General features: G+C 67.5%; 23 protein-coding genes. 10 read left to right on the top strand and 13 right to left on the bottom strand.

Annotated features, from left to right (window positions below):
- Positions 1-76 precede the first annotated feature (76 nt).
- Genes LI336_RS12915 through LI336_RS12900 form a run of 4 tightly spaced genes read left to right on the top strand, consistent with a single transcriptional unit; the run spans position 77 to position 3,136 of the window.
- On the top strand, positions 77-490 hold the full coding sequence (locus LI336_RS12915; RefSeq protein ID WP_227133546.1) for a hypothetical protein: 414 nt from the start codon (positions 77-79) through the stop codon (positions 488-490).
- 6 nt (positions 491-496) lie between these two features.
- Positions 497-1,198 (top strand): DUF7546 family protein, encoded by a 702-nt coding sequence (locus LI336_RS12910; protein ID WP_227133545.1) that lies wholly within the window; start codon positions 497-499, stop codon positions 1,196-1,198.
- A 7-nt stretch (positions 1,199-1,205) separates the two neighbouring features.
- Complete coding sequence (locus LI336_RS12905; RefSeq protein ID WP_227133544.1) at positions 1,206-2,711, top strand: hypothetical protein; 1,506 nt, start codon at positions 1,206-1,208, stop codon at positions 2,709-2,711.
- Entirely contained in the window at positions 2,708-3,136 is a 429-nt protein-coding gene (locus LI336_RS12900) for a DUF7410 domain-containing protein (RefSeq protein WP_227133543.1), read from the top strand. Before LI336_RS12905 ends, LI336_RS12900 begins: the two co-directional genes overlap by 4 nt.
- Positions 3,137-3,207: 71 nt before the next feature.
- On the opposite strand, the gene LI336_RS12895 is transcribed toward LI336_RS12900, so the two are convergent.
- From LI336_RS12895 to coxB, 6 genes are all read right to left on the bottom strand, one after another.
- On the bottom strand, positions 3,208-3,402 hold the full coding sequence (locus tag LI336_RS12895; RefSeq protein WP_227133542.1) for a hypothetical protein: 195 nt from the start codon (positions 3,400-3,402) through the stop codon (positions 3,208-3,210).
- A gap of 107 nt (positions 3,403-3,509) precedes the next feature.
- A complete protein-coding gene (locus tag LI336_RS12890) occupies positions 3,510-3,725 on the bottom strand; it encodes a hypothetical protein (RefSeq protein ID WP_227133541.1) in 216 nt (71 codons plus the stop codon).
- A complete protein-coding gene (locus tag LI336_RS12885) occupies positions 3,722-4,048 on the bottom strand; it encodes a hypothetical protein (RefSeq protein ID WP_227133540.1) in 327 nt (108 codons plus the stop codon). The genes LI336_RS12890 and LI336_RS12885 overlap by 4 nt, the downstream gene beginning before the upstream one ends.
- Complete coding sequence (locus tag LI336_RS12880; RefSeq protein WP_227133539.1) at positions 4,045-4,308, bottom strand: cytochrome C oxidase subunit IV family protein; 264 nt, start codon at positions 4,306-4,308, stop codon at positions 4,045-4,047. Before LI336_RS12880 ends, LI336_RS12885 begins: the two co-directional genes overlap by 4 nt.
- 4 nt (positions 4,309-4,312) lie before the next feature.
- Positions 4,313-6,970, bottom strand: a complete 2,658-nt coding sequence (locus LI336_RS12875) for a cbb3-type cytochrome c oxidase subunit I (protein WP_368408377.1) — start codon at positions 6,968-6,970, stop codon at positions 4,313-4,315.
- Between the two features lies 1 nt (position 6,971).
- Positions 6,972-7,904, bottom strand: a complete 933-nt coding sequence (gene coxB, locus LI336_RS12870; protein WP_227133538.1) for a cytochrome c oxidase subunit II — start codon at positions 7,902-7,904, stop codon at positions 6,972-6,974.
- A 220-nt stretch (positions 7,905-8,124) separates the two neighbouring features.
- Here coxB and LI336_RS12865 point away from each other — a divergent pair, with 220 nt between their 5' ends.
- On the top strand, positions 8,125-8,577 hold the full coding sequence (locus LI336_RS12865) for an MDR/zinc-dependent alcohol dehydrogenase-like family protein (RefSeq protein WP_227133537.1): 453 nt from the start codon (positions 8,125-8,127) through the stop codon (positions 8,575-8,577).
- Between the two features lie 56 nt (positions 8,578-8,633).
- On the opposite strand, the gene LI336_RS12860 is transcribed toward LI336_RS12865, so the two are convergent.
- Positions 8,634-9,176, bottom strand: a complete 543-nt coding sequence (locus LI336_RS12860; RefSeq protein ID WP_227133536.1) for an adenine phosphoribosyltransferase — start codon at positions 9,174-9,176, stop codon at positions 8,634-8,636.
- 188 nt (positions 9,177-9,364) lie between these two features.
- On the opposite strand from LI336_RS12860, the gene LI336_RS12855 reads away from it, so the two are divergent.
- Positions 9,365-10,522 (top strand): CBS domain-containing protein, encoded by a 1,158-nt coding sequence (locus LI336_RS12855; RefSeq protein ID WP_227133535.1) that lies wholly within the window; start codon positions 9,365-9,367, stop codon positions 10,520-10,522.
- 211 nt (positions 10,523-10,733) lie between these two features.
- Here the strand turns inward: LI336_RS12855 and LI336_RS12850 are convergent, their stop codons facing one another.
- The 4 genes from LI336_RS12850 to LI336_RS12835 all read right to left on the bottom strand — a co-directional run bounded on the left by LI336_RS12850 (position 10,734) and on the right by LI336_RS12835 (position 14,507).
- Entirely contained in the window at positions 10,734-11,360 is a 627-nt protein-coding gene (locus LI336_RS12850; protein WP_227133534.1) for an NADPH-dependent F420 reductase, read from the bottom strand.
- A 97-nt stretch (positions 11,361-11,457) separates the two neighbouring features.
- Positions 11,458-12,066, bottom strand: coding sequence for an undecaprenyl diphosphate synthase family protein (locus LI336_RS12845; RefSeq protein WP_227133533.1), 609 nt, complete (start codon positions 12,064-12,066; stop codon positions 11,458-11,460).
- A 316-nt stretch (positions 12,067-12,382) separates the two neighbouring features.
- A complete protein-coding gene (locus tag LI336_RS12840; protein WP_227133532.1) occupies positions 12,383-13,969 on the bottom strand; it encodes a S8 family serine peptidase in 1,587 nt (528 codons plus the stop codon).
- A gap of 331 nt (positions 13,970-14,300) precedes the next feature.
- Positions 14,301-14,507 carry a hypothetical protein gene (locus LI336_RS12835; protein WP_227133531.1) on the bottom strand — a complete coding sequence of 69 codons (207 nt, stop codon included), beginning with the start codon at positions 14,505-14,507 and terminating at the stop codon, positions 14,301-14,303.
- A 39-nt stretch (positions 14,508-14,546) separates the two neighbouring features.
- Here LI336_RS12835 and LI336_RS12830 point away from each other — a divergent pair, with 39 nt between their 5' ends.
- A complete protein-coding gene (locus LI336_RS12830; RefSeq protein WP_227133530.1) occupies positions 14,547-15,002 on the top strand; it encodes an NYN domain-containing protein in 456 nt (151 codons plus the stop codon).
- A 213-nt stretch (positions 15,003-15,215) separates the two neighbouring features.
- Here the strand turns inward: LI336_RS12830 and LI336_RS12820 are convergent, their stop codons facing one another.
- Both LI336_RS12820 and LI336_RS12815 read right to left on the bottom strand, forming a co-directional pair.
- On the bottom strand, positions 15,216-17,072 hold the full coding sequence (locus LI336_RS12820; protein WP_303646370.1) for a S8 family serine peptidase: 1,857 nt from the start codon (positions 17,070-17,072) through the stop codon (positions 15,216-15,218).
- Positions 17,073-17,818: 746 nt separating this feature from the next.
- The gene (locus LI336_RS12815) at positions 17,819-19,699 is read right to left on the bottom strand and encodes a S8 family serine peptidase (RefSeq protein ID WP_227133529.1); all 1,881 of its coding nucleotides are present in this window, start codon (positions 19,697-19,699) and stop codon (positions 17,819-17,821) included.
- 175 nt (positions 19,700-19,874) lie between these two features.
- On the opposite strand from LI336_RS12815, the gene LI336_RS12810 reads away from it, so the two are divergent.
- The 3 genes from LI336_RS12810 (at position 19,875) to LI336_RS12800 (ending at position 24,129) form a co-directional block, all read left to right on the top strand.
- Positions 19,875-20,729 carry a TatD family hydrolase gene (locus LI336_RS12810; RefSeq protein WP_227133528.1) on the top strand — a complete coding sequence of 285 codons (855 nt, stop codon included), beginning with the start codon at positions 19,875-19,877 and terminating at the stop codon, positions 20,727-20,729.
- 220 nt (positions 20,730-20,949) lie between these two features.
- The gene (locus tag LI336_RS12805) at positions 20,950-21,537 is read left to right on the top strand and encodes a DUF2150 family protein (protein ID WP_227133527.1); all 588 of its coding nucleotides are present in this window, start codon (positions 20,950-20,952) and stop codon (positions 21,535-21,537) included.
- 147 nt (positions 21,538-21,684) lie between these two features.
- Positions 21,685-24,129: a hypothetical protein gene (locus tag LI336_RS12800; RefSeq protein WP_227133526.1), complete on the top strand. Its 2,445-nt coding sequence runs from the start codon at positions 21,685-21,687 to the stop codon at positions 24,127-24,129.
- The last annotated feature ends 66 nt before the right edge of the window (positions 24,130-24,195 follow it).

The raw sequence follows: 24,195 nt of genomic DNA, 5'->3' as shown, positions 1-24,195 counted from the left end.
CGAGTGCGTTGGTGGTTCGGCGTGATGGGTGAGGGAAACACATTTGGGCTCGAGCCTCGATGTGGTATGTGGTATCATGGCTAATGGTGCGTTCGTCGCGAGCACGCTCGTGATGGTTGCGTTGCTCGCGGCGGTGTTCGTGCTCGTGACGCGAGCGCAGGCGGTTCGGGCGTACAGTCACACGCTCGGCGTGAAGGCTCGCGGTGTCGCGGTCGGTGCGAGCTCGCAGCGCGGGGTGCGCGTGGACCCGAAGATGACGCTCGCAGCACTCGTGATAATCGGGTTCGTCGCGGCGGCGGCCGTCGTCGGACCGGACCCGACGCTGTTCGTCGCCGCGGTCGGCATCCTCGTGCTCGCGTACCTCGCGTGGGGCGTGTACTACCTCGGGCGCTCGCACGGCCTCGGGAACGCGCACGCCGTCGGGTTGAGTGCGTGGTTCATGTCGATGGTCGCGGTGCTCGTCATCGCCGTGAAGCTCCTCGTCGGCTGACCCGGGATGACGGACACCGAGGTCTCGCGCTCGATAGCGGCGGTCCGGCGACGAGCGACCCGTCCCGCGGTGCTCGCACTCGCCGTGGTCGTGCTCGCCGAGCTCGCGTTGCTCGCTGGCTACCTCGGCCTGACGGGCGCGAGCGCGACGAGCGTCCGGTACCTCCTCTACCCGTTCGTGTGGATAAACCTCGGCCTGTGGGCGGTGTTCGCGGTCGACGTGCCGCGGACGGAGAGCGCGGTCGCGCGCCGGGCGGCGCTGGCGGTCGCGGGCGCGTACCTCGCGACGCTCGCGTTCGCCGGCGGCCTCGTCGACGTCACCCTCCTCGGCGGCGGGCACGCCCACGCGCACGGTACGGGCGTCGACCTCGCGGTGTTCACCGCGCTCCCGCCGGGCTGGGGACCGACGGTCGTCCTCGACGCACCGTCGGCGACGCTGACGCTCGTCCCGTACAAGATCGTCGGGTACGTCGCGCTCGCGTACCTCACGTACGCTGCGGTCGTCGACACCGCCGCCTCGGCCGCGAGCGGCGCCATCGGCCTCCTGTCCTGTGCGAGTTGCTCGTGGCCGGTGTTCGCGTCGCTGCTCGCCGCCGCACTCGGCGGGGAGGCGGTCGCGAACGCACTGTACGCGTACTCGATGGACCTGTCGACGGTCGCGTTCGTCGCGGCGGTCGCCCTCCTCGCGTGGCGACCGGGGGCGAGGTGACGCCGCGATGCGTCGCCTCCTCCTCGCGACGGTCGCCGTGGCGCTCGCGAGCGCGCTGGATCCGACGGTCGCGTCGCTCGCCACCTCGACGGGCGTGCTCGCGCCGCTGCACGTCGGCGCGCTCTCCGACGCCGTGAACGTCGGGACGGTCCCGTCTTGGTTGACGGTCGCGACCGGGGGCGTGCTCGTCGGCGGGTCGTTCCTCGGGACGAGCCTGCTCACCGACCACGAGGGCGTCCGCGCGGTGAACGCGTGGTCGGCGCTCGTCCCGACGACCGCGACGCTCCGGCGCGCGCTCGTCCTCGCGACCCGCGTGGTCGGCGTCCTCGGCCTCGCGCTCGTGCTTCGCGCGGCGACGGTCGGGTCGACGGACCCGACCGCGAACTTCGCGATCGTCGTCGTCTGGATCGGGTGGTGGGCGGGGTTCGCGATGACGACGTACCTCGCCGGGAACGCCTGGCCCGTCCTGAACCCCTGGCGGACCGTCGTCGACGCACTCCCCGGCGCGGGTGGTCGAGCACTGCCGGCGGACTACGGCGCTTGGCCCGCTGTCGTCGGCTTGCTCGCGCTCGTGTACGTCGAGGTCGTCAGCCCGCTCGCCGCGGACCCGCGACTCCTCGGGGTCGTCGTCGCCGCGTACTCGGTGCTCACGCTCGCCGGCGCGTACCGGTACGGCCCCGACGCGTGGTTCGAGCGCGTCGACCCCGTCTCGCGCGTGTTCGCCGTCTACGGCCGGCTCGCGCCCCTCCAGCGCGACGCGAACGGCGTCCGTCTCCGCCTCCCCGGGAGCGGGCTCGTCGCCGGCGCACGCGAACGGCTCCGCGGAGAGTCGACGGAAACCGCGGTCCTGGGAGCGGAATCGGGGACGACCGCGCTTCTCGGTCGGGAGTCGGGGACGACCGCGCTTCTCGGTCGGGAGTCGGGGATGACCACGTTCGTGGTCGCGCTCCTGTGGGCGACGACGTTCGACGGGCTCGTGACGACGCCGGCGTGGAACGACCTCGCGACCGTCGTCGTCGAGGCGGGCGTTCCGGCGCTCGGGGTCTACCTCGTCGCGCTCGTCGCGGGGTTCGCGGCGTTCCGGGTGCTGTACCGGGTCGCCGCCGAGCGGTCGCGCGCCATCGTCGACAGTCGGCTGTCGCCGGCGGCCATCGAGTCGTGGTTCGCGCCCGCGCTCGTCCCCATCGCCGCCGGCTATCACGTCGCGCACTTCCTCGGGTACTTCCTCTCGCTGTCGCCCGCGCTCGAAGCCGTCCTCCGCCACCCGCTCGGCGGCGGGGGCGTCCCGCAGGTCGCGGTGCTACCGGGCTGGTTCGGGACGGTCGAGCTCGGGTTCGTCGTCGTCGGGCACCTGCTCGCGGTCTGGGTCGCCCACGCACTCGCACTCGAGCTGTTCCCGGGTTTGCTTCGCCCCATCCGCAGCCAGTACCCGTTCGTCGTCGTGATGGTCGCGTACACGATGACGAGCGCGTGGGTCATCGGCCAACCGTTCGTCGATCCAGTCTACCTATGAACGAGAACGAACCGGTCACGACCGAGTCAGAGCGCGCAGCGAGCGACGCCAAGGCGCCAGCGAGCGACGCCGACGACTGGAACGACGGCGCGAGCGGCGGCGACGAGGAACGGGCCGGTGTCGTGGCTGGTCGCGGTATCGACCGTGCGGGCCTGGAGACGCTGGTGCGCGACGACGAGTCGGTCGCGGGGGCGTGCCCGTACTGCGACCGGGCGTTCGGGACGCAGGCGGCGTACGACCTCCACGTCGGCGAGGTCCACGAGGACGCGTGTTCGACGAGCGAGCACGAGGCGTACGCGGACGCGCTCGCCGCGGAGGAGGACGAGCTGTTCTACTTCCACCTGCGCGTGGTCGCGGCGCTCGCGGCGCTCTACACGGTGCTGGTGCTCGTGTACATGGTCGCACTCGGGAGCGGGTTCCTGTAGGGCCCGTCGGTCACGCCGCCGCGCGACCGTGGTCAGTGGCGGGCTCGTCGGTCACGACGCCGTGGGCGCGGTCAGTGGTCGCCGTGTGCGGGCGGGTCGTTGCGGCTGATGAGGAACGTCATCGCGCCGACGGAGACGAGTGCGAGGCCGCCGCCGACGGGGAGGAGGAGGTCGACGCCGTGGAAGTACTCGGCTGCGAGGAGCGCGACCATCCCGAGTGCGACGCCGAGGACCGCGCCGAGGTACGCGAAGCCTTCGAATCCCATGACAGGGGGTCGTTCGCACGCCCACCGCCTAAGTCTATGGGGAGCGTTCACATGCACCACGGCTCGCGCGGTGGTTGCCGTCCCAGACCGGTCGTGGCGAGTACGCGCTACTCGAAGCGCTCCTGGGGGACGTCCGTCGACCCGACGCTCGCGGCGAGGAACATGAACCCGAACATCACGACGGCCGTCACCGCGAACGCCGCGACGACGATGGGGTCCGCGAGCGTCCGCGGCCCAACCTTCGCGGTCGCGAACGCGATGCCGGCGGCCGGCGCGAGCGAGAACAGCGCCGCCCACCCGAGTCGTTCGCGTCGCGACGTCATCGTCGCTCACCTCCCCCCGGACCCTCCGGCGGAATCCGGGTCGCGCACGCGCCGCAGACGTCGTAGGACGCGTCCACGACGGACCCGCACGACGGGCACGCGACCGCGTCGCCGCCATCCGCGTCCGCGTCGTCGCCAGCGCTGCCCGCGTTCGACGCCGGGCGCGCGTCGACGGTCCCGTACGTGACGTACCCCTTCGACGCGTCCGGGCGCTCCGCGCCGCCGTCGACCGCGACGTGCCGGGACAGGTACGCGACCAGCGGCACCTGCGCGAGCACCACGACCGCCACCGCACCGACGACGAACGGGTTCGGTGCGGTCATGGCGTGATGGAGTACGTCGCCGCGACGGTCAACGCGAGCACCGCCAGCAGCCCGATACCCATGAGGTACGTCAACGACCGCGGCTCCCAGCGCAGGTGCTGGTAGTACCCGGCGACGATGACCGCCTTCACGAACGACAGCGCGAGGATGACCGCCAGCGCCGTCTCGTACGCGATGCCCGCCTGCTCGACGAGCACCTGCACGGTCGCCGAGACGAACAGTACCACGTATATCGCCGTGTATAGCTTGAGTCTGGTCATTGGCTTAGAGGATGTAGAACAGCGGGAACAGGAACAGCCACACGATGTCCACGAAGTGCCAGTACAGCCCGAAGTGCTCCACGGGCGCGGCGTCGTCGAGGTACGCGCCGTTCCACGCCCGCAGTATCAGGTACAGCGTGATGAGGAGCCCGACGACGACGTGCGCCGCGTGCAGGCCCGTCGTCACGAAGAACGTGGACTCGCGGATGCCCGAGTCGATCCAGATGCCCTTGTCCGTGAACAGGTGCTCCCACTCGATGGCCTTGTTCCCGAGGAACCCGAGACCGAGGACGACGGTCGCGACGAGGCTCGCGACCACGCCACCGCGGGACTCGCGTTCCGCGGCTTCCAGCGCGAGGATGACCGTGAAGCTACTCGTCAACAGCAGGTACGTGTTGATGAGCCCCGGGACGACGTTGTCCGGGATGGGCTCCCACGCGATCCACCCGGAGGAGAACCGGAGGAACACGTACGCGCCGATGAACGCGCCGAAGAGCACGACGTCGCTCACGAGGAAGATCCACATCCCCGTCTTCATGTTCGAGACCTTCTCGAACGGCCAGCTCTCGCCGTAGGGACCGCTCGGGCCGACGAACTGCTCGCGGGCCATCCCGACGAGCGCGCCGAAGGTCACGACGGCGCCGACGCCCGTCGACGCCTGGTGGGCCGTCCCCATCGCGCCCTCGGACCACGTCGCGTTCGTGAACCCGGAGAGCCCGAGGAGCAGGAGCAGCGCGCCGACGCCGACGAGGAACGGCCAGACGCTCGCGTGACTCGCGTGGTGGTCCTCGCCGGCCTGCACCTCCTCGGCGGTGTGTGCGCTCGCGGCGAGCGCCTCCGAGCCGTCGAGCGTCGCGGGCGCGCCGCCGTCGGTCGCGGCCCCAGTGCCGCGGTCGGCGGCCGCGGGCGCGTCGTCGTCGACGGTCTTCAGCGCGCTCGATGAGCCGCCGAGGAACTCGAGCGTCCCCCTCGCGTACGACGGCAGCCCGGGGAAGTTCTCGAGTGGCGGCGGCGAGGATACCGCCCATTCGGCGGTCGTCACGTAGTTCCAGGGGTCCTCGTCGGCGACCTCGCCGCGGTACGCGCTCGTGACGAGGTTGTAGATCATCACGAGGAACGACGCGCCGAGGACGACGGCGCCGACGGTCGCCATCTGGTGCCAGGCGGTCATCCCGGGGTCGTAGTCGAAGACGCGCCGCGGCGTCTCCCACGCGACGAACATCGGGAAGTACAGCAGGTTGAATCCGACGAAGTACAGCGCGAAGTGGACCTTCCCGAGGAACTCGTCGTACATCCGCCCGACCATCTTCGGGTACCAGTAGTAGAGGCCGCCGATGAGGGCGGTGACGCCGCCGACCATGACGTAGTGGAAGTGCGCGACCACCCAGTACGTCCCGCGGAACTCGTAGTCGAGGACGACCGCGCCGAGGAAGACGCCGGTGATGCCGCCGAGGATGAACAACAGCAGGCCGCCGAAACTGAAGAGGAACGGCGTCTTGAACCGTATCTTCCCCTTCACCATCGTGTAGATGAGCGAGAACACCATCAGGTCGAAGGGCAGTGATATCCCGATGGTGGTCGCCATGAACAGCGTCTTGATCTCGAGGTTGATGCTCGTGAGGAACATGTGGTGCATCCAGACGATGAAGCTCTGGAGTGCGACGAGGACCATCGCGGCGATGAACCACTTCCGGCCGACGATACGGCGGCCCGTGAACGTCTGGAAGACCTCCGCCATGACGCCGAGCGCGGGGAAGAAGACGATGTAGACCTCGGGGTGCCCGAAGAACCAGAAGAGGTGCGTCCACAGCAGCGCGCCGTTGGCGCCGTTGACCGCGAAGTACGTGGTGCCGAGCAGACGGTCGGCGGAGAGCAGGAGGAGTGCGGCGAGCAGTGCGGCGAACGCGAACAGCATCATCCAGACGGTCAGCAGGATCGTCCACGAGAACAGCGGGAGTCGTCGGAGCGTGAGGCCTTCGGCGCGCATCCGATGCATCGTGGTGAGGAAGTTCACGGAGGACACCGTGACGCTCGCGACGAACAGCATGAGTGCGAGGACGGCGGCGCTCCCGCCGACGCTCGGCGTGAACGCGGGCAGGTTCAGTGGCGCGTACATCGTCCAGCCGCCGGCGAACGTCCCGCCCTGGAAGAAGGAGACGAACAGGAGGACGCCGGAGGAGAGGTACAGCCAGTAGCTGAGCGCGTTCAGTCGCGGGAACGCGAGGTCCTTCGCACCCATCTGGAGGGGGACGACGTAGTTCGCGAACCCGAACGCGAACGGCGACAGGAACCAGAACACCATCACGAGCCCGTGCACGCTGACGGCCTGGTTGTACGCCATCGCGGACAGCGGGCCGGTGCCGGGCGCGCGAGGCACCCAGAGCTGGGCGCGCATGAGGAGCGCGAGCACGCCGCCGAGCATGAGGAACGAGAGGCTCGTCGCGATGTACAGGAGCCCGACGTCCTTGTGGTTGGTCGTGACGAACCAGCGCTTCAGCGAGCTCGTCGGCGGCATCGCGTGCTCGTCCTGGGCGTGCCCGTCGGCGACTTCGAGCGCGCCGCCGTCCGCGCGAGCGCGCTCCGCGTCGTGGTCGGTCTCACCGCTCGATGCCGCCCCGTCGTCCGTTGGTGCGGTGGGTCCGTCGGTCGGGTCGTCGGTCATGTCAGATCACCTCTGGGTGGTGTCGGGTGGCGGTGGGTGCGTGTCGCGCTGGTGCGGCCGTCGGTGTCGGTGGGGCGGGGAGTGCCTGCGTCGACGCTGCGGTCGTGGCCGACGACGCTGCCGGCGTGGTCAGGGCCGGTGACGGTCCGGTGGGCGTCGGAGTCGCGAGTGCGCTCGCGGTGTCGTTCGCGGTCACGTTCTCGTCCATCGCCGCTGCGGTGTCGTTCGCGCTCTCGTTCCCCATGCCCTGGTACCACGATTGGAACTCGGACTGCGAGACGACCTGGACGGTCGCGGTCATGTGCGAGTGCCCGGGCCCGCAGAGCTCGTAGCAGTTCGCCTGGTACGTCCCGGTCTCCTCGGCGAGCAACCACGTGTTCGTCTCCTGGCCGGGGATGGCGTCCGACTTCGCGCGTAACTCGGGGATCCCGAAGTTGTGGAAGACGTCCTCGGACGTCACCACCAACCGGACGTGGCGGTCCTCGGGCACGACGAGCTGGTCGTTGACGGACTCGCCGTTCGGGTACACGAACTCCCAGAAGAACGAGTGCCCGACGACGCGGACGGTCAGCGGTTCCTCCTCGTCCTGGACGGGCTCGGGGTTCTCGACGTAGAGGAGCGTGAGGTACGTCCAGGAGATGAGGGAGACGACGACGATAGCCGACAGCGAGAACGAGAGGAACAGTTTCCGGCCGCCACCGCCGCCGCTTGGAAGTTCGCCGAGTTGGGGGCGGTCGGCGTCGTCGCCGTGGTCGGCGCTGGCGCGGTACTTCCAGGCCTTCCAGAGCATGTACGCGATGACGATCACGCCGACGGCCGTCCCGAGGACGAGGAACACCTCGTAGATGCGCCTGAAGACGACCGCGCGCGACCCTTCCGGAACGAGCTGTGCGGGGCCGACCACCGCCCCGACGAAAGTGTCGAGTGTTACCATGGGACGTTCCCACACCGATTTTGATGGGGTGGCTACTTAGAAATTCGGTCCGGTACGGGTGTGGGACCGTCGCTCGCGAGCGATACGGGCCGGGAGCGACAGTCAGGGTGGTTTTCGGTCGCGGCGACGCTTGCAGCGGGCGCTCGCACGTCGACCACGCGGTTTCTGGGACTGCAAACGCCACCCCGGTATTTCGGTGCAGCCCCGTCGAGGGACACGCGTGAGGACGGACGACGCCGACGGAACCGACCGACGTCACGACGGAACCGATCGAACCGCAGACGAACGAACGACGTCGACCGCGGACCGCGAGCCGCCGGGGGTGGCGAGCGACGACGACGCAGGGGCTGGACGCGACGACACGACGGGGGAGAGTGACGATGCGGCGGACGACACGGACGCGCCGGAACTGACGTGGTTCGAGCGCGCGCTCGTCGACCGACCGGTCGTTCGCGACCTCGTCCTGTTCGCGTTCCTCGCGGGCGGCTACGGCGGCGGGATGACGCTCCTCGCTCGGGTCCCCGCGACGTGGGGCGTCGGGATGGGCGTCGCGTTCGCCGTCGCGTGGCTCGCGCTGATGGAGGTGTGGGCCCGGAGGCGTGGGGAGTCGATGCTGCGGTCGATCGGCGAGGATCCCTACGCCGCGGTACGCGGGGAAGGAGAGAGGAGGTAGCGGCAGTCGGCGGGGACAGTGGCATCCGACGACGCTCGCCCGTGCGGCGGCCCCGCTTACGCGTCGTCGACGATCTCGACGCCGTCCGCGGTGACCGTGACGTCCAGCAGTCGCTTCACGTCGACGGCAGCGAGGTCGTCGCGGGACTCGACGCGCCGGAGGACGCACGCGACGTCGAGCAGGTTCGCGCCGACGTCGTCGATCGCCTCCACGACCGCTGCGATGCTCTGGCCGGTGTTCACGAGGTCGTCGACCACGACGACGTCGTCGCCCGCGGTCACGTCGTTCAGGTAGTACTCGCCGTCGGGATGCTCGAAGGGAACCTCGTCGTCGAACCCGTACTCGCGGTTCCGGATGACGACGAGCGGGACGTCCGTGGTCAGCGAGAGCGCGGTCGCGACGTGCACGCCCATCGTCACGGGCGTGACGATGACGTCCGCGTCCTCGAAGTCGACGAGCCGGAGCAGGCCGTTGACGACCTCGCGCATCAGTTTCGGGTCGAGCGTCGGGATGCCGTTGCTGACCGGATGGACGAGGTACCGGTAACCGTCGCGTTCGACGACGGGCGCGTCGTGCACGGACTGACGGAGTCGGTTCATGCCACCAGCACGGGCGAGAACCAGCTAAAACGCGTCGATTTACGTGACAGCGACGGCCGTCCACGGACACGCTCCCGGACGGGTCTGCGGGGGCCGGGACGACGGTCGGTTCGCGGCGTTCCGGTCGTTCCCGTCCAGTCGTCCTTGGCGGTATGTTAAATAGTGATGCCAGCGAAATCCAGGGTGGAATGAATATTTCTGATATCGCGACCGAGGATTACGTCGAAGTCGACGTCGGCACGCGCCTGGGGAAGGTCCGTTCTCGCTTCACCAAGGACAACCTCAAGGGCATCATCGTGACCCGCGACGGCTCCTACGAAGGCGTACTCAGCGAACGTGAACTCCTGCAGAGTCACGTCGAGGACGACGCGAAGGTCGCCGCGCTCGTCAAGCCATCGCGGAACGCGCCGGCGCCGAAGGTCCGACGACACGAGGACGTCCGCGAGACCGCGCGCGTCCTCGTCGAAGGCGGCGTGAAGGTCGCACCCGTCTTCGAGGGCGAGACCCTCTGGGGCATCGTCACCGTCGACGCCATCCTCGAAGCCGTCCTGCACAACCTCGACGCGCTCACCGTCGCCGACATCTACACCGACGACGCCGTCACCATCGAGGAGTCCGGGACGCTCGGGCAGGCGATCAACCGCCTGCGCGAGAACGGCATCAGTCGCCTCCCCGTCGAGAACGACGACGGCCAGCTCTCGGGCATCGTGACGACGCACGACCTCACCGACGTCGTCGTCCGGAGCAACGAGAAGATGACGACGGGGAGTCGCGCCGGCGACTCCAGTCGCATGCTCGACATCCCCGTCTACGACATCATGACGAGTCCCGTCCACACGACGACGACGGGCGAGAGCGTCGAGAGCGCCGTCGGCACGATGCTCGAGGAGGACCTCGGCGGTCTCGTCGTCACGCCCGACGACGACGACACCGTCGTGAAGGGCGTCATCACGAAGACGGACGTCCTCCGCGCGCTCACGTTCACCGAAGAGGACCACCTGGACGTGCAGGTGTCGAACATCGCGCTGCTCGACACGCTCACCCGGGACGACATCCGCGACGCGATCACGCAGGTCGTCGACAAGTACCAGGACATGGACGTCCTGCACGTCCACGTCCGCTTCCAGGAGCACAAGGAGAAGCTCCGCGGGACGCCCCTCATCTACTCGCAGATCCGCATCCGGACGGACAACGGCGGCGTCGCCGGCTCCGGCGAGGGCTACGGCGCGGAGAACGCGTTCCGCGTCGCGCTCGACAAGCTCGAACGGAACGTCCTCGAGATGAAGGAGTACCGTGCGGACGAGGAGTACGAGGGTCAGCTCAAGCGCAAGCTCAACGAACTCTGAGCGGCGGCTCGTTCCGAGAAGCTCGTTCTTCGCTCGAAGACGCCGACAGTTGACGTCGAGACGGGTGGCCGGCCGTCGACGCCCGCGGCGGCCGTCGACGTTCGTGGTGGCGGTCTACGGCCGTCGTTCGCGTCGACTCGGCGTCGGGTTGTCTCTGGCGTCGAGTTAGGTCCGGCGTCGGGTCGTCGGTAGGTCGGTCGCGTCGGTCGGTTCAGAACGTGAGGTGTTCGAGGAGTGCTTCCGCTTCCGTGAGCGTCATCGGTTCGTCGTAGATGCGAGCGCCTGGCTCCATGAGGCGGCCGTTCGTGAGCCGTCCCATGTCGACGGGCGCGAACCCGGCGTCCTCGATGAGGTCCGCGACGGTCGCCTTCGCGAGCGCGTCGTCGCCGGCGAGGAACACGACGAGTCGGTCGGAGAGGTCCTCGTCCGGTCGTGATTCCTCGCGGAGCGTGTCGTGGTGCATCGTGTTGAACGCCTTCATCACGCGCGATTCGTCGAGGTGGTCGGCGATCAGTTCGGTGTGCGTTCGGCCGTCGAAGTCGATCTCGCCGTCGCGGTCGGGGTAGTAGTTCGACGCGCTGATGACGGTCTTCCCGGCGAGTTCGTCCACTGGGAGCGTCTCGTACTCGCCGAAGGGGATGGCTTCGAGGACGACGCGACCGAACGACGCAGCGTCCTCGACGGTCGCCGCGTGAACGTTCGAACCGAGGTCGGCTGCGACGTCCTCGAGCGATTCCGGGCCACGCGAGTTACTGATCGCGACCTCGTGTCCGGCGGCCGCGAAGTGCCCTGCGACGGTTCGACCGACCTTCCCCGCACCGATGATTCCGATCTGCATACTTCCCACTACGGGGAGGGGGACGTTAAGCGCACGTTCTTATCGAGCGGGCACCAGATACGCCACTCGCTCGGTGAATCCACGGGTTCAGGCGCGGTCATTCGCCGAATCGACGGTTCCGGTCCTGGTACTCGCGGATGGCTCGCAGGTAGTCGCGTTCGCGGAAGTCCCGCCAGTTCACGTCCGTGAAGTAGAGTTCGCTGTAGACGCTCTGCCAGATCATGAAGTCGCTGAGGCGTTCCGCGCCGGTCTTGATGACGAGGTCCGGGTCGTTCGGGAACACGAGCCGGTCCTCGATGGCGGCCTCGTCGACGTCCTCGGGGTCGATGTCGCCGTCGTCGACGGCCGTGGCGAGGTCGCGGATGGCGGCGGTGAACTCGCTACGGCCGCCGAGGCCGATACCGACCGTGATGGGGGCGTCCGCGCGTTCGACGTCGTCGGGCTGTCGGACCGCGACCTCGCGGGGGGCGTCCAGGTCCTCGAGTTCGCGGGCGAGCGTCGGTGCGGCCGCGCGGTCGAGGACGCTCACGTACACCGTGACGTCCGTCGCACCGTACTCGAACGCCCACGCGAAGAAGTCGCTGAGCGTGTCGTACGCGCCCTGTTCGAGGAGGTCGCGTTCGGTGATGACGAGCGCGACGTGCTCGGGGACGGCGGCGTCCACGGTGCGGACGCGGAGCGCGAGGTAACGGTCGTAGAGTCCCACGATTCGAGGGTAGCTCGTCGGTCCCGGTAAAACGCTCGGGTTCGCGGTCGGGACGCCGTCGCGGTAGCGTCGTCGCGTGAGGAAGGAAGGGATGACCCGGTCACGCGCCCGTCGCGGAGCGCGTCGGTTGCGTGCGTGTGCGACCGCCACCGAACGCGGTCGGCGTGCGTGTGCGACCGTCGCCGAACGCGGTCGGCCGCGGTCGGGTGTGTCGACAGGCGAGTGCGGTCTTCCGCGAGCGCACGCGGACTCGCGGGGCGGCCGAGTCGGGGTCGGCTCGGTCCGCGGGCCGACCGAGTCGGCGCTGTCGGCGTCGTTACTGGTACTCGGTGATGGTCAGCGTGTAGCTCCCGCTGCCACTGTAGGAGTCGACGTCCACCTGCAGGTCCGTGGCGTCGTCCGGTGCGTCGATGGTGATGGACTCCTGGCTGTCCGTGGACCGCGACGCGTAGTCGTAGTCCGACGGCGACGCCGCGGCCGTCGTGCCGGTGTTGACGTAGAGGTCGAAGTCGGCGTCGCTCGGGCCATCGAGTTCGACGACGACCTGGCTCGGCGAGGCGTAGTTCCAGCCGTAGCTGTAGTCCTCGTAGTCCCAGTACCCGTCGAGGGTACCGGAGCTGGAACTGGACGTCGAATCGCTTCCGCCACCACCGTCGCCGCCGTCGCCGCCGTCGCCGCCGTCGTTCGAGGGGTCGGTGGTGACTGCGGCGTACGCGTCCACCTGCCCGCTGCCTTGCTCCTGGCTGGAGAGCCCGATGTCCGCGGCGGTGTTCTTGAGGTGGTTGCGGAGTTCGCTGTTCGTGAGGTCCCACTTCGCGAGCGTGAGGCCCGCGACACCCGAGGTGACCGGGGTCGCCATCGAGGTGCCCGAGAGCTGCTCGTAGCCGCCGCGGGTCTCGGTGGTCGTCGACAGGACGTCGACGCCGGGAGCGGCGAGTTCGACGCTGTCGCCGTACTGGCTGAAGCTCGCGAGCTGCTCGCTGTCGTCGACCGCGGACACGGCGACGCACTCGCTGTACGCGGCCGGGTAGGAGACGCCCTGCGTGCCGTCGTTCCCCGCGGCGGCGAAGATGAGCGAGCCGTTGTTCGTCGCGTAGCTGACGGCGTTCTGCATCGTGTCCGTGTAGCCGCCGCCGCCGAGGCTCATGTTGATGACCTCGGCGCCCTGGTCCGAGGCCCACTTGACGGCGTCGGCGATGTCCGAGAGGCTCCCGCCGCCGGACTCGTCGAGCGCGCGGCCGCTGATGAGCGTGGAGTTGCTCTGGCCGGCGACGCCCGTGCCGTTGTCGATGACGGCGCTCGCACAGCCGGAGACGTGCGTGCCGTGGTACTCGTCGCTCGGGACGTCCGGGTACGGGTCGCTGTCGTTGTCGACGAAGTCCTCGCCCTTGTCCGAACCGAAGTTCCCGGAGAGGTCGGGGTGGTCGTACTGGACGCCCGTGTCGATGACCGCGATGGTCACGCCCGAGTCACCGAAGGTCGCGTCCCACGCCTGGTCGGACTGGACCTGCTGGGGGGCGTACTGGTCGCCGAACTGGGGGTCGTTCGGTGTCGCGAGCGCGTGGAACGTCGCGTTGTCCTCGGCGTACTTGATGCCCGCCTTCTTCGTGATCGCGTCCTTGAAGTTCTCGCGTGCGGTGTCGCTGCCCTTGAATTTCACCGCGACGTACCGGAGGTCGTCGTTCTGGTGGACGACCTCGGCCTTGCCGGGGACGTGCTGTTCGACGCTCTTTCGGAGGTCGTGGCCCGCGGAGACGCCGACGAGGACCTCGTCCTCCTTCGGTCCGGGGTCGCGTCCGGGTGTGGCTGCCGCCGCGCCCGAGAAGGCGGCCGCCGCGCCCGCTGCACCGGTTGCTTTCAGGAAGGTTCTACGCCCGTGGTGTTGAATGCCATCGTCTGCCATGCTGCACGCCCAGGGTCTGCAAGGTTGTATTAAAGGATTGTGGACATCGATGAAAGAATGTAAAATTACCAATGGCAATTTCTAATGGTTATATAAGGATTTTGGTGGGGTCGAACATTATGTAAATCTGATTGACCAGAGCAAGTAGTGATTTTAGAAGATAAATCCAGAAAACTGGCCGCGTCGAGCGCACACGACATCGCGCGCACCACACGTTAACAGACGAGCTGGCGTCGTCGAACGACCCGAACCACGGGAAGAACGGAACGACGCACACGTCGGTTCGAACCGCAACAGACGGGGATGGGAGCGGACGACAGCGCGTCGCAGGTTACTTCCCGAGCTCGTCGACCGAGATGGTGAACGAACCGCGACCGCGGGAGGAGTCGACGAGGATACCGAACTCCTGGCCGGCGTCGACGTCGTCGACGACGATCTGCTCGTCGGGACCGCACGTGATCGAGCGCGCGTCGTAGTCTTCCGTCGACAGTTCGCGGCCACCGCACACGCGGAACCAGCGCTCGCCCGCGGCCGCCACATCGCTACGCCTTTGCCGTCGACCCCCCAAGCGTCGACGATGCCCGGCCTCCTCGACCGATTCCTGTCACCCGGCGACGACCGCGCGCGCGTCGGCGTGTTCGTCGACGGCCCGAACACGTTCCGCGACGAGTTCGACGTCGACCTCGACGACGTCCGCACCGTCGGTCGAGAACGCGGCGACCTCGCGTACTCGCGGATCTACCTCGACGAACACGCCACCCCCGGCCTCATCCAGGCCGCAGAAGCCCGCGGATTCGAGGTCGTCGTCACGAGCGGCGACGTCGACGTCAAGCTCGCCATCGACGCCACCGAAGCGGTCGTCGACGGCACCCTCGACACGCTCATCGTCGTCTCCCGCGACACCGACTTCAAGCCCGTCCTCGAGACCGCGGGCCGATACGGCGTCCACACCGTCGCCATGGCTCCCGGCGAACACGGCCGGTCCGACGCGTTGTCCAACGCCGCCGACGAAGCGCGACTCGTCAACGACTGACCGCTCCCGTCGAGCGACCCCACATCACCGAGCCACCGAGGAGAGAGAGCGAGAGCTATCGCGGACTGTACGACCCGAACCCCGTCGCTGCGCGTGCTGTGAGGACGAAGAGAACGGCGTCGCTACGCGTGCTGTGAGAACGGAGAGAACGGCGTCGGTGCCCCGCGCCGACGCCACCGCCGTGTCGGACCGATCCGCTCGGTCCGCGGTCGATTACTTCCCGAGCTCGTCCACCGAGATGCTGAACGAGCCACTGCCGCTGTAGGAGTCCACGAGGATACCGAACTCCTGGTTCGCGTCGACGTCGTCGACGACGATCTGCTCGTCCGCGCCGTACGTGATCGAGCGCGCGTCGTAGTCGTACGTCGACGGCGTCCGCCCGTCGAAGGTCACGTACAGGTCGAAGTCAGCCCCGGACGGCCCCGCGAGGTCGAACGTGACCTGGCACGGGTCGTCGAGACTGGCGGCGTACGTGAACGAGGAATCGTCGTAGTAGCCGTAGAGGTAGCCGTCGGCGCTCGCGGACGACGACGTGTCGCCACAGGAGCCACCGCCGCCACTGGGTTCCTCGACGGTCACGTCGATGGCGCTCGTCGAGGACGCCCCGTCGTCGTCGGTGACCGTGAGCTGGACGTCGTACGTGCCCGCGTTCTCGTACGTGAACGTCGCCGTCACGCCGGTCGCGGTCGCGCCGTTGTCGAAGTCCCAGTCGTAGCTCGCGATGGAGCCGTCCGGGTCACTGGACCCGGAGCCGTCGAACTCGATCGCGGTCCCCGCCTCGACCGTCGTCGACGAGGCGTTGATCGAGACCGTCGGCGCCGTGTTCCCGTCGCCACCGCCGCCGCCACCGTCACCGGCGGCGTCGACGATGTTCTTCGCGTCGACGCGACCCGACCCCTGCTTCTGCTCGCTCAGACCGATGTCGACCGCGGTCTGCTTCAGCCGCGAGCGCAGTTCGTTCGGACCGAGCGAGGAGTCGGCCGCGAGGCCGAGCGCCGCGACGCCGGATGCGGCGGGACACGCCATCGACGTCCCGCTGATCTTGTTGTACTTCCCACCGAACTGGGAGACGTTCTCCGTCCACGTCGAGAGGATGTCGACGCCGGGGGCGGCGACGTCGCACTTGTCGCCGTACTGGCTGAACGACGCCAGGTCCTCGTTGGAGTCGACTGCCGAGACGGCGACGCACTCGCTGTAGCCCGCCGGGTACGAGACGGAGCCCGAGCCGTCGTTCCCCGCCGCGCAGATGGGGAGTGCGCCGTTGGAGACGGCGTAGCTGACGGCGTTCTTCATCGTGTCCGTGTAGCCGCCGCCGCCGAGGCTCATGTTGATGATGTCCGCGCCCTGGTCGGCCGACCAGCGCACTGCCTCCGCGATGTCGGCGGTGGACCCGCTGCCCTCCTCGGAGAGTGCCCGACCCGAGAGGAGCGTGGAGTCGGAGATGCCCGCGATCCCCGTGGCGTTGTCCGTCGTCGCGGCCGCGATGCCGGCGACGTGCGTGCCGTGGTACTCGTCTGCCATCGAGTCCGGCGCCGGGTCGCTGTCCGAGTCGACGAAGTCCTTGCCCTTCACGGACCCGAAGCGGTCCTGGAGGTCGGGGTGGTCGTAGTAGACGCCCTGGTCGACGACCGAGATGGTCACGTCGCTGCTGCCCTGCGTGGTGTCGTACGCGCTCGGCGCACGGACCTGCTGGGGGGCGTACTGTTCATTGTAGAGACTGTCGTTCGGCGTCTCCAGCGCGTGAAGCTGCTGGTCGAACTCGACGTAGCGGAACTTGTCCTTCTTCTCGAAGGCTTCCTTGACGTTCTCGGCGGCCTGTTTCGGGATGTCCATGGAGATGAACCCGAGCTCGTTCGAGCGTCGGTAGACCTCGGAGTTACCCGGGGTCTCCGCCTGGACTTCCGCTTCGGCCGTCGACATCGACGCCGTGTTCGCCATACCGAAGTTCAGTCGCACCTTCTCCACGCCGTCTGCGGAGACGGTCGTGGTGACCGTCGCTGCGGCGCCCGCCGCGGCCGTGGTCTTCAGGAAGGTTCGTCGCGCCCAATAGTGGTTGTCATCGCCTGTCATGACACAGAACAGCACTTGGCAGCCATGTATTTATATTTTCCTCATTTGGAGCTAAATCAATAGCGATTTGAAACTATTATCAGCGCTTGCTGTAGACGAATTATTTGATTGCGTGCTTTGAAACTACGAGAAACGAAGTGCTGATTCACGGTGCCTGCACCGGATTAGCGGAGCATAGACGGGAATCAGTGCGCGTGATACTGACACACAGCTATCACGAACGCGTCGAGCAGCATGATAGCCTGCAGACACGAAATCGTGGAGATGTCTGCAAGCTCCAGCGCGGACGGCCGTGTGAACCTGGCGCGCGCGCAAGATCGCGAGGGGGACGCCCGACCTCGACGTCAGACGACGACCGACCGCATCGGCACCCAGAACCGGACAACATGTCACCAGGTCTGTGCGACGTCCACCGCCACTGGAGCGCCAACCACCCACCACCCCATCACCAACGCTCGGTATCATTCACCAGCTCTTAATACTAAAGATGTCGCGTGCGAGCGTGCGCGAAGCAGGACGATGTGCTGACCAGAGCGATGTGCTGACCGGAGAACGGAACAGCGGACTGGAGCGTGGGAACGACGTCGAACCCGACGAGCTCGCTCGTGGCGACGGGTCGTCGAGTCCAGGACGGGTCGTCGAGTCAGCGACGAGTCCCGCGAGAGCGGTGGAACGCGGGACGAACGAACGGTCGACGAGAGGGATGCGTCGACCGTGGCTGGGGAGACCGACGCGTCTGTAGGTGTTCAGGCGCCGAGTTCCTCGACGGAGAGCGTGTAGCTCCCGCTGCCGTCGTAGGCGTCGACGAGGATACCGAACTCCTGGCCGGCGCTCACGTCCTCGACGGTGAGCGTCTCGTCGGCGCCGTACGTGGCGGCGCGCGCGTCGTAGTCGTACGTCGACGGCGTCCGGCCGTCGTACGTGACGTAGACGTCGAAGTCAGCGCCCGAGGGACCGTCGAGGACGAACGATACCTGGCACGGGTCGCTGGTCGCGGCGCTGTACGTGTAGTTCGCGTCGTCCCAGTACCCCGAGAGCGAGCCGTCGACGCTCGGCGTCTCGGTGACGTCACCACAGGACCCGCCACCGCCGCCGCCGGACTCGGCGGTGACGGCGATGGCGTTCGAGGCGGACGCGCCGTCGTCGTCGGTGACGGTGAGCGTGACCGTGTAGTCGCCCGCGCTGTCGTACGTGTGCGTCGCACTGGCGCCGGTCGCGGTCGCGCCGTCGCCGAAATCCCACGCGTACGACTCGATGGAGCCGTCCGAGTCGCTGGACCCGGACCCGTCGAACTCGACGGCGGTCCCGACGTCGACGGTCGTCGACGAGGCGTTGATCGACACCGTCGGTGCCGTGTTCCCGCCGCCACCGTCACCGGCAGCGTCGACGATGTTCGCCGCGTCGACCCGGCCCGCGCCCTGCTTCTGCTCGCTCAGGCCGACGTCGACCGCGGTGTTCTTCAGGCGTGCACGGAGTTCCGTGGGGGAGAGCGCGCCGCTGCCGCCCGCGGCGGCGAGACCGAGCGCCGCGACGCCGGACGCGGCGGGACACGCCATCGACGTCCCGCTGATCTTGTTGTACTTCCCGCCGAACTGGCTCTTGTACTCGGTCCACGTCGACAGGACGTCGACGCCGGGGGCGGCGACGTCGCACTTGTCGCCGTACTGGCTGAACGACGCCAGGTCCTCGTTCGAGTCGACCGCGGAGACGGCCATGCACTCCTCGTACGCCGCGGGGTAACTGACCGACGGGTCGCCGTTGTTCCCCGCGGCACAGATGGGGAGCGCGCCGTTGTTCACTGCGTAGGAGACGGCGTTCTTCATCGTGTCCGTGTAGCCGCCGCCGCCGAGGCTCATGTTGATGACGTCCGCGCCCTGGTCCGCGGCCCACTGGACGGCGTCGGCGATGTCGGTGAGCGACCCGCCGCCGCCCGTGCCGAGTGCACGCCCGGAGATGAGTCGCGAGTCCGAGATTCCCGCAACGCCCGTCGAGTTGTCGGAGGTCGCGGACGCGATGCCGGCGACGTGCGTGCCGTGATACTCCTCGCTCGTCGACTCGGGCATCGGGTCGTCGTCGGAGTCGACGAAGTCCTGGCCCTTGTCCGCGCCGAAGCGGCTCTGGAGGTCGGGGTGGTCGTACTTGACGCCCTGGTCGACGATCGCTATCGTGACGTCCTCGCTCCCGTCGGTCGTGTCGTACGCGGTCGGTGCACGGACCTGCTGGGGTGCGTACTGCTGGTCGTAGAGTTCGTCGTTCGGCGTCGCCATCGCGTGGTACGTGACGTTCCGCTCGACGGTTTCGACGAAGGGGAGTCGTTCGAGGTCCTCGACGACCGGGGAGTCCATCGACGCCGTTCCCGGCGTCGGGGACTCGACGGCCATGTAGCCGAGTGTCTCGTTCCGGTGCGTGACGTCGGCCTGGTCCGGGATGGTGGCCTGTACTTCGGCTTCGGCCGTCGCCATGCTGGTCGTGGCGCTCGTCAGGACGACCCATTCGCCCGTCTTCGGGCCCGGTTCGCGCCCGGGGGTCGCTTGGGTGACGCCCGCGAACGCTGCGGTGCTCGCTGCGACGCCGGTTGCTTTCAGGAAGGTACGCCGATTCGTCTGCGGGTTGCTACGGTCTGCCATGCCCACCAGCCACGTAGGACGCCCCGTATTTAAATTTTGTTCAGAACGACTAAAAATAATAGTATGGTAACACAATCTGATAGACAGCTGTCGTCGGGAGATGACCAGACAGCGCGCCTATCACGTGCGAATCGTCAATATTATTGAACCGCTCCGCACACGTCTGGTGAACTACATGGAGTCTCTCGACATTCCGGTCCTCGACAACCACATGCATCTCGACCCGGCGAACGGTCGTGGCATCGACGCCGTCGAGGACTTCCACCGACTCGGCGGCACGCACCTCATGGTCGTGAACAAGCCGTCCTGGCACGTCCTCGACGACCTGCCCGCGGACGAGGACGACTTCGAGCGGGTGTTCGAGGTGACCGTCGACGCGGTCGCCGACGCGACCGACGTCCTCGACGGACGCGCGTGGCCGATCCTCGGCGTCCACCCGGGGCTCGTCTCGCAGCTCGTCGACGACGGCTACGACCCAGCGGGTGCGCGCGACCTAATGACCGCGGGCATCGACGTCGCCGCGGAGTTCGTCGCCGACGGGCGCGCACTCGGCTTGAAGTCCGGCCGCCCGCACTACGACGTCACCGACGCCGTCTGGGACGCCTCGAACGCCGTGATGCGGTCCGCGTTCGCGCACGGCGCCGACCTCGACTGCGCCGTCCAACTCCACACCGAGGGGAGCGACGACCTCACCGAGGTCGCCGACTGGGCCGAAGCCGAGGGGCTGGACCGCACGCGCGTCGTCAAGCACTACGCTCTCGGCGAGCTCGCCGGCCCGGTCCCGAGCGTGATGAGCGAGAAGGACCGCCTCCGCGTCGCCGTCGAACGCGACGCGCCGTTCCTCATGGAGACCGACTTCGTCGACGACCCCGACAAACCCGGCGCCGTCATGGGACCGAAGACCGTGCCGCGACGCGTCCGCTGGCTCCTCGACGAAGGCCACGACGCAGCGATGCGGCGCGCGCACGTCGACACCCCGAAGCTCGTCTACGACGTCGACACCGAAGCGACGCTGGACCGCACCGACTGATCCGGCATCCGGCGACCCCCAGGTCGCCGGTTCCGCGCCACTGCACTCGACCACACCGACTGATCCGGCATCCGGCGACCCATAGGTCGCTGGTTCCGCGTCGTCGTGTTTGCCTGGTGGATTGGCCGCGGCTACGGTCCGCGTCGGTCGTGGCGTGCGGGCCGCCAGCACGGACGCCGCCGAGAGAAAGGTCTTTCAGTCGCCCGGCGTAGTCTCTCACATGAGCACTCCCCCGACCGAGTTCTACTCGGCCGAACGCTGGCAGAACTGGATCGACCGCATCGAAGACGAAGAGCTCGACCCCGAGGACGAGGACTCGATGCGCGTCCTCGACCTCATGCAGGACGACGCCGCCATCGCCGTGGCGAAGGTCGTCGCCGCGTACGACGACGGCGAGATCGAAGAGGAGGAAGCGCTGGAGAAGGTCGGCGAGATCCACGAGATCGTGCTCGCGGACCCGGGGTTCGACGACGAGGAGAAGCTATTCTTCGTCAACAGCGTGCAGACGAGTCTCGTCGTCGTGTTCTACGCCGCCGAGGAGTACGTCCACAGCGGGCCGGCTGAGGACGCGAGCGTCGAGGAGTACGTACAGGCGGCGGTGGACGCGGAGAGCCAGGACGAGATGGAGGCGGCGCTCGGCTACCTCGCGCAGGCGGGGACGCGCATCATCGACGGCGGCGAGCTGACGCCGAACGTCGGCGACGACCTCGAGTTCGGGCCGGTCACCGACTGGCTGAACGGGCTCGCGAGCCTCCAGAGCGCGATGGAGGACCCCGAGGTCGTCGAGGAAGACGAGGCCGAGGACTGACCGGGACGCCGGGAGGCGGCGACCGCGCGGTCGCCGGACTGGGGACCGTCAGTACGGACGCGTTCGGTTGACAGACGCCGTTTGCCCGCGTACGGTCCGGGGAATCTGCAACAAGGGTTTTACTTGCGCACTGGTTATCGATTCGTAATGCCGTTCGGTTCGGACGACCGTGCAGTGGCGATACAGGTGGGAGCGATAGTGCTGTTCGCGTTCGTCATCATCGCCATCACCGCCTATCAGGCGTCGGTCGTCCCGAACCAGAACGAACAGGTGGAGTTCAACCACAACCAGGAGGTCCAGCGACAGCTCGCGGACCTCCAGGGTGCGGTCGGGTCGACGCCGACGGCGGGCGGTGCGCGGACGGTCGTCGTGGAGTCGTCGACGGGATATCCGGCGCGGACGATATTCGTGAATCCGCCGCGGCCGACGGGGCGACTGCGGACGTTCGGCACCGGGAATCCTGCGTTCACTATCGAGATCGAGAACGCGGCGGCGACCGGCGAGACGGGCGACTTCTGGGATGGAACGACGACGCAGACATATCGCAGTGGCGGGTTCGTCTTCGACCCGAACTACAACGTCTACAGCGAAGCGCCGCGGACTGTCGTGTCGAACTCGCTCGTCTACAACCAGTTCCCGAACGGTGAGGACATCGTCGTGAACTCGCAGTCGCTCTTCGATGGGCGACGCATCTCGTTGACCGCACTGAACGGCTCGTACGACGAGCAGGGCGGAGCGGCGTCCGTGACGGTACGCCCGGTGAGCGCGTCCTCGACCCGGGTTAGCGTCGAGGGAACGTCATCGAACCCAGTAACGATCTCTGTCGTCACGCGACTCGGTGACTCGCTCGCGGACGCGGCCACTCGCTGGGAGACGATACTGACCGAGGCCGGTGAGATGTCGGGGAGCGGCGGGTACGTCGACGCCGTGAACCCGGTTGGCCCGATCTCGGGCACTGACGCCTACCGCATCGAGTTCGTGATGGACCCGAGTGCAACGTACTCGCTGTCGCTCGCGAAGGCAGGCGTCGGCACGAACGTGAACGCGGAGCCCGCGGACCGCTACGTGACGACGGGGTCCGCAAAGAACGTGTCGACGACCGCAGGCGCGAAGGAGACGCTGACGGTCGAGGTCCGCGACGAGTTCAACAATCCCCTGTCGGGCGTCGAGATGGACGCGAGAGTCGAATGGGCGTCACGGGACGAGGGCAGTATCGTGGAGCCGAACGGGACGGAGACCGGCGACGACGGTCGCGTCGGGTTCACGTACGAGGCACCGGACGCGAAGACCGACGCACGCGTGAACGTCTCCCTCTCGAACGCCGCCGGGAAGTCGACCTCGGTGACGTTCAACGTCTCCGTGTCGAAGGCCAGCGGCGGCGGTGGCGGGAACGGCGCGTACAACGTGACGCTCGTGAAGGTCTCCGAGACGAACACGCCTGCGGGCGCGGTAAGTTGTCCGAACTGGCCGACGAATCGCACGTGCGTCGTCGACGGCAGCCAGCTGTCGACGGTGAACGTCACGATGGGCACCAGTCCGACGGCGGTCGGCGCGAGCGTGTCGTGGGCGGTGAACGACACGACGATCGCGACCGTCGACCCCGAGAACGGCGAGACGCAGGGGAACGGCGAGAACAGCACCGACGTCGTCCTGAACCAGAACGGCGACGTCGTCGTGTTCGCCTCCAGCGGCGCCGGCGGAAACCGGACGACGCTGCGCGTGACTGGCATCTCGGCAGCGATGGCTCAACCCGGTATCGTGTTTACGAAGAGCGGAGAACTCAGAACTGTTGGACAGAATGGAGTCGTGAAGGCGTACGATCCAGCGAAGACGGGGACGGTGAAGGCCATCGGCCCGATGAACGCAGACCTAGACGGTGACGGAAAGGTCGAAGTCCCGTTCGTGACGGGGAATAACGACCTCAAGATGATTGATTTGGATGGTCAAGTGCAAACGCTGATTGACGGTGCCAGTGGGACGACCGCCAAGCAGGCGCGAATCGGGGTGGGCACGTACCGCGGCAGCGGACCGTACGTGTACTTCGTGAATGGCAATGATAACTTGCACCGTGTAGACGGGAACGGGAACGCGCAGGTCGTTTATACCAATATCAAGGACGACACCGGGACCATCTCTGCACAGGCAGTCGCTGGGACAGCTAGCTTCAGTGGCGGACAGAATCACATCGTCTTCGTCGCTGGTGACGGCAATGTCAAGCACCTCAAGCCACAGAACAAAAATAAAAATACGATCGACGATACTACCGTCGCACCGAGTTCTGTACATTCGATTAGTGACCCCTCCGTCGATATCACGGCGAACGAAGGTATCGTCTACAGAGCAAGCTCAACGCCGTGGTTGTACGAACTCGATTCTAACGGGCAAGGTGACCAACTCTCACCCGCCGACAAGCCAGTGGGTGGTGCACCGATTGCGATGTTCGACTACACGGGGGATAATGTCGAGGACGTAATTTACGTCGGGCAAAGCGGCTATCTCCGGTATGTGACGACCAGTGGGGCTACGGGATACGTCCGTGACGAAGACGGGAATCGTATCTCGGCAGCTTCAGGTATCGCAGGGGTAGCGTGACGTGTTGGGGGGGCAAGCGAAGAGAGGGTTTGGCGGGATTCGAGCGCAGTCGGAGACCATCGGGTT

This window comes from Halorubellus salinus, from assembly GCF_020567525.1.
GTDB lineage: Archaea > Halobacteriota > Halobacteria > Halobacteriales > Natrialbaceae > Halorubellus > Halorubellus salinus.
Note: the sequence above shows the minus strand (reverse complement) of the source record. Positions and strands in the feature narration are given on the sequence as shown.

Coding starts and splice junctions, on each gene's coding strand:
- LI336_RS12915 (WP_227133546.1), top strand. CDS start 77: ATGGCTAATGGTGCGTTCGTCGCGAGCACGCTCGTGATGGTTGCGTTG.
- LI336_RS12910 (WP_227133545.1), top strand. CDS start 497: ATGACGGACACCGAGGTCTCGCGCTCGATAGCGGCGGTCCGGCGACGA.
- LI336_RS12905 (WP_227133544.1), top strand. CDS start 1,206: ATGCGTCGCCTCCTCCTCGCGACGGTCGCCGTGGCGCTCGCGAGCGCG.
- LI336_RS12900 (WP_227133543.1), top strand. CDS start 2,708: ATGAACGAGAACGAACCGGTCACGACCGAGTCAGAGCGCGCAGCGAGC.
- LI336_RS12895 (WP_227133542.1), bottom strand. CDS start 3,402: ATGGGATTCGAAGGCTTCGCGTACCTCGGCGCGGTCCTCGGCGTCGCA.
- LI336_RS12890 (WP_227133541.1), bottom strand. CDS start 3,725: ATGACGTCGCGACGCGAACGACTCGGGTGGGCGGCGCTGTTCTCGCTC.
- LI336_RS12885 (WP_227133540.1), bottom strand. CDS start 4,048: ATGACCGCACCGAACCCGTTCGTCGTCGGTGCGGTGGCGGTCGTGGTG.
- LI336_RS12880 (WP_227133539.1), bottom strand. CDS start 4,308: ATGACCAGACTCAAGCTATACACGGCGATATACGTGGTACTGTTCGTC.
- LI336_RS12875 (WP_368408377.1), bottom strand. CDS start 6,970: ATGACCGACGACCCGACCGACGGACCCACCGCACCAACGGACGACGGG.
- coxB (WP_227133538.1), bottom strand. CDS start 7,904: ATGGTAACACTCGACACTTTCGTCGGGGCGGTGGTCGGCCCCGCACAG.
- LI336_RS12860 (WP_227133536.1), bottom strand. CDS start 9,176: ATGAACCGACTCCGTCAGTCCGTGCACGACGCGCCCGTCGTCGAACGC.
- LI336_RS12855 (WP_227133535.1), top strand. CDS start 9,365: ATGAATATTTCTGATATCGCGACCGAGGATTACGTCGAAGTCGACGTC.
- LI336_RS12850 (WP_227133534.1), bottom strand. CDS start 11,360: ATGCAGATCGGAATCATCGGTGCGGGGAAGGTCGGTCGAACCGTCGCA.
- LI336_RS12840 (WP_227133532.1), bottom strand. CDS start 13,969: ATGGCAGACGATGGCATTCAACACCACGGGCGTAGAACCTTCCTGAAA.
- LI336_RS12830 (WP_227133530.1), top strand. CDS start 14,547: ATGCCCGGCCTCCTCGACCGATTCCTGTCACCCGGCGACGACCGCGCG.
- LI336_RS12820 (WP_303646370.1), bottom strand. CDS start 17,072: ATGACAGGCGATGACAACCACTATTGGGCGCGACGAACCTTCCTGAAG.
- LI336_RS12815 (WP_227133529.1), bottom strand. CDS start 19,699: ATGGCAGACCGTAGCAACCCGCAGACGAATCGGCGTACCTTCCTGAAA.
- LI336_RS12810 (WP_227133528.1), top strand. CDS start 19,875: ATGGAGTCTCTCGACATTCCGGTCCTCGACAACCACATGCATCTCGAC.
- LI336_RS12805 (WP_227133527.1), top strand. CDS start 20,950: ATGAGCACTCCCCCGACCGAGTTCTACTCGGCCGAACGCTGGCAGAAC.
- LI336_RS12800 (WP_227133526.1), top strand. CDS start 21,685: ATGCCGTTCGGTTCGGACGACCGTGCAGTGGCGATACAGGTGGGAGCG.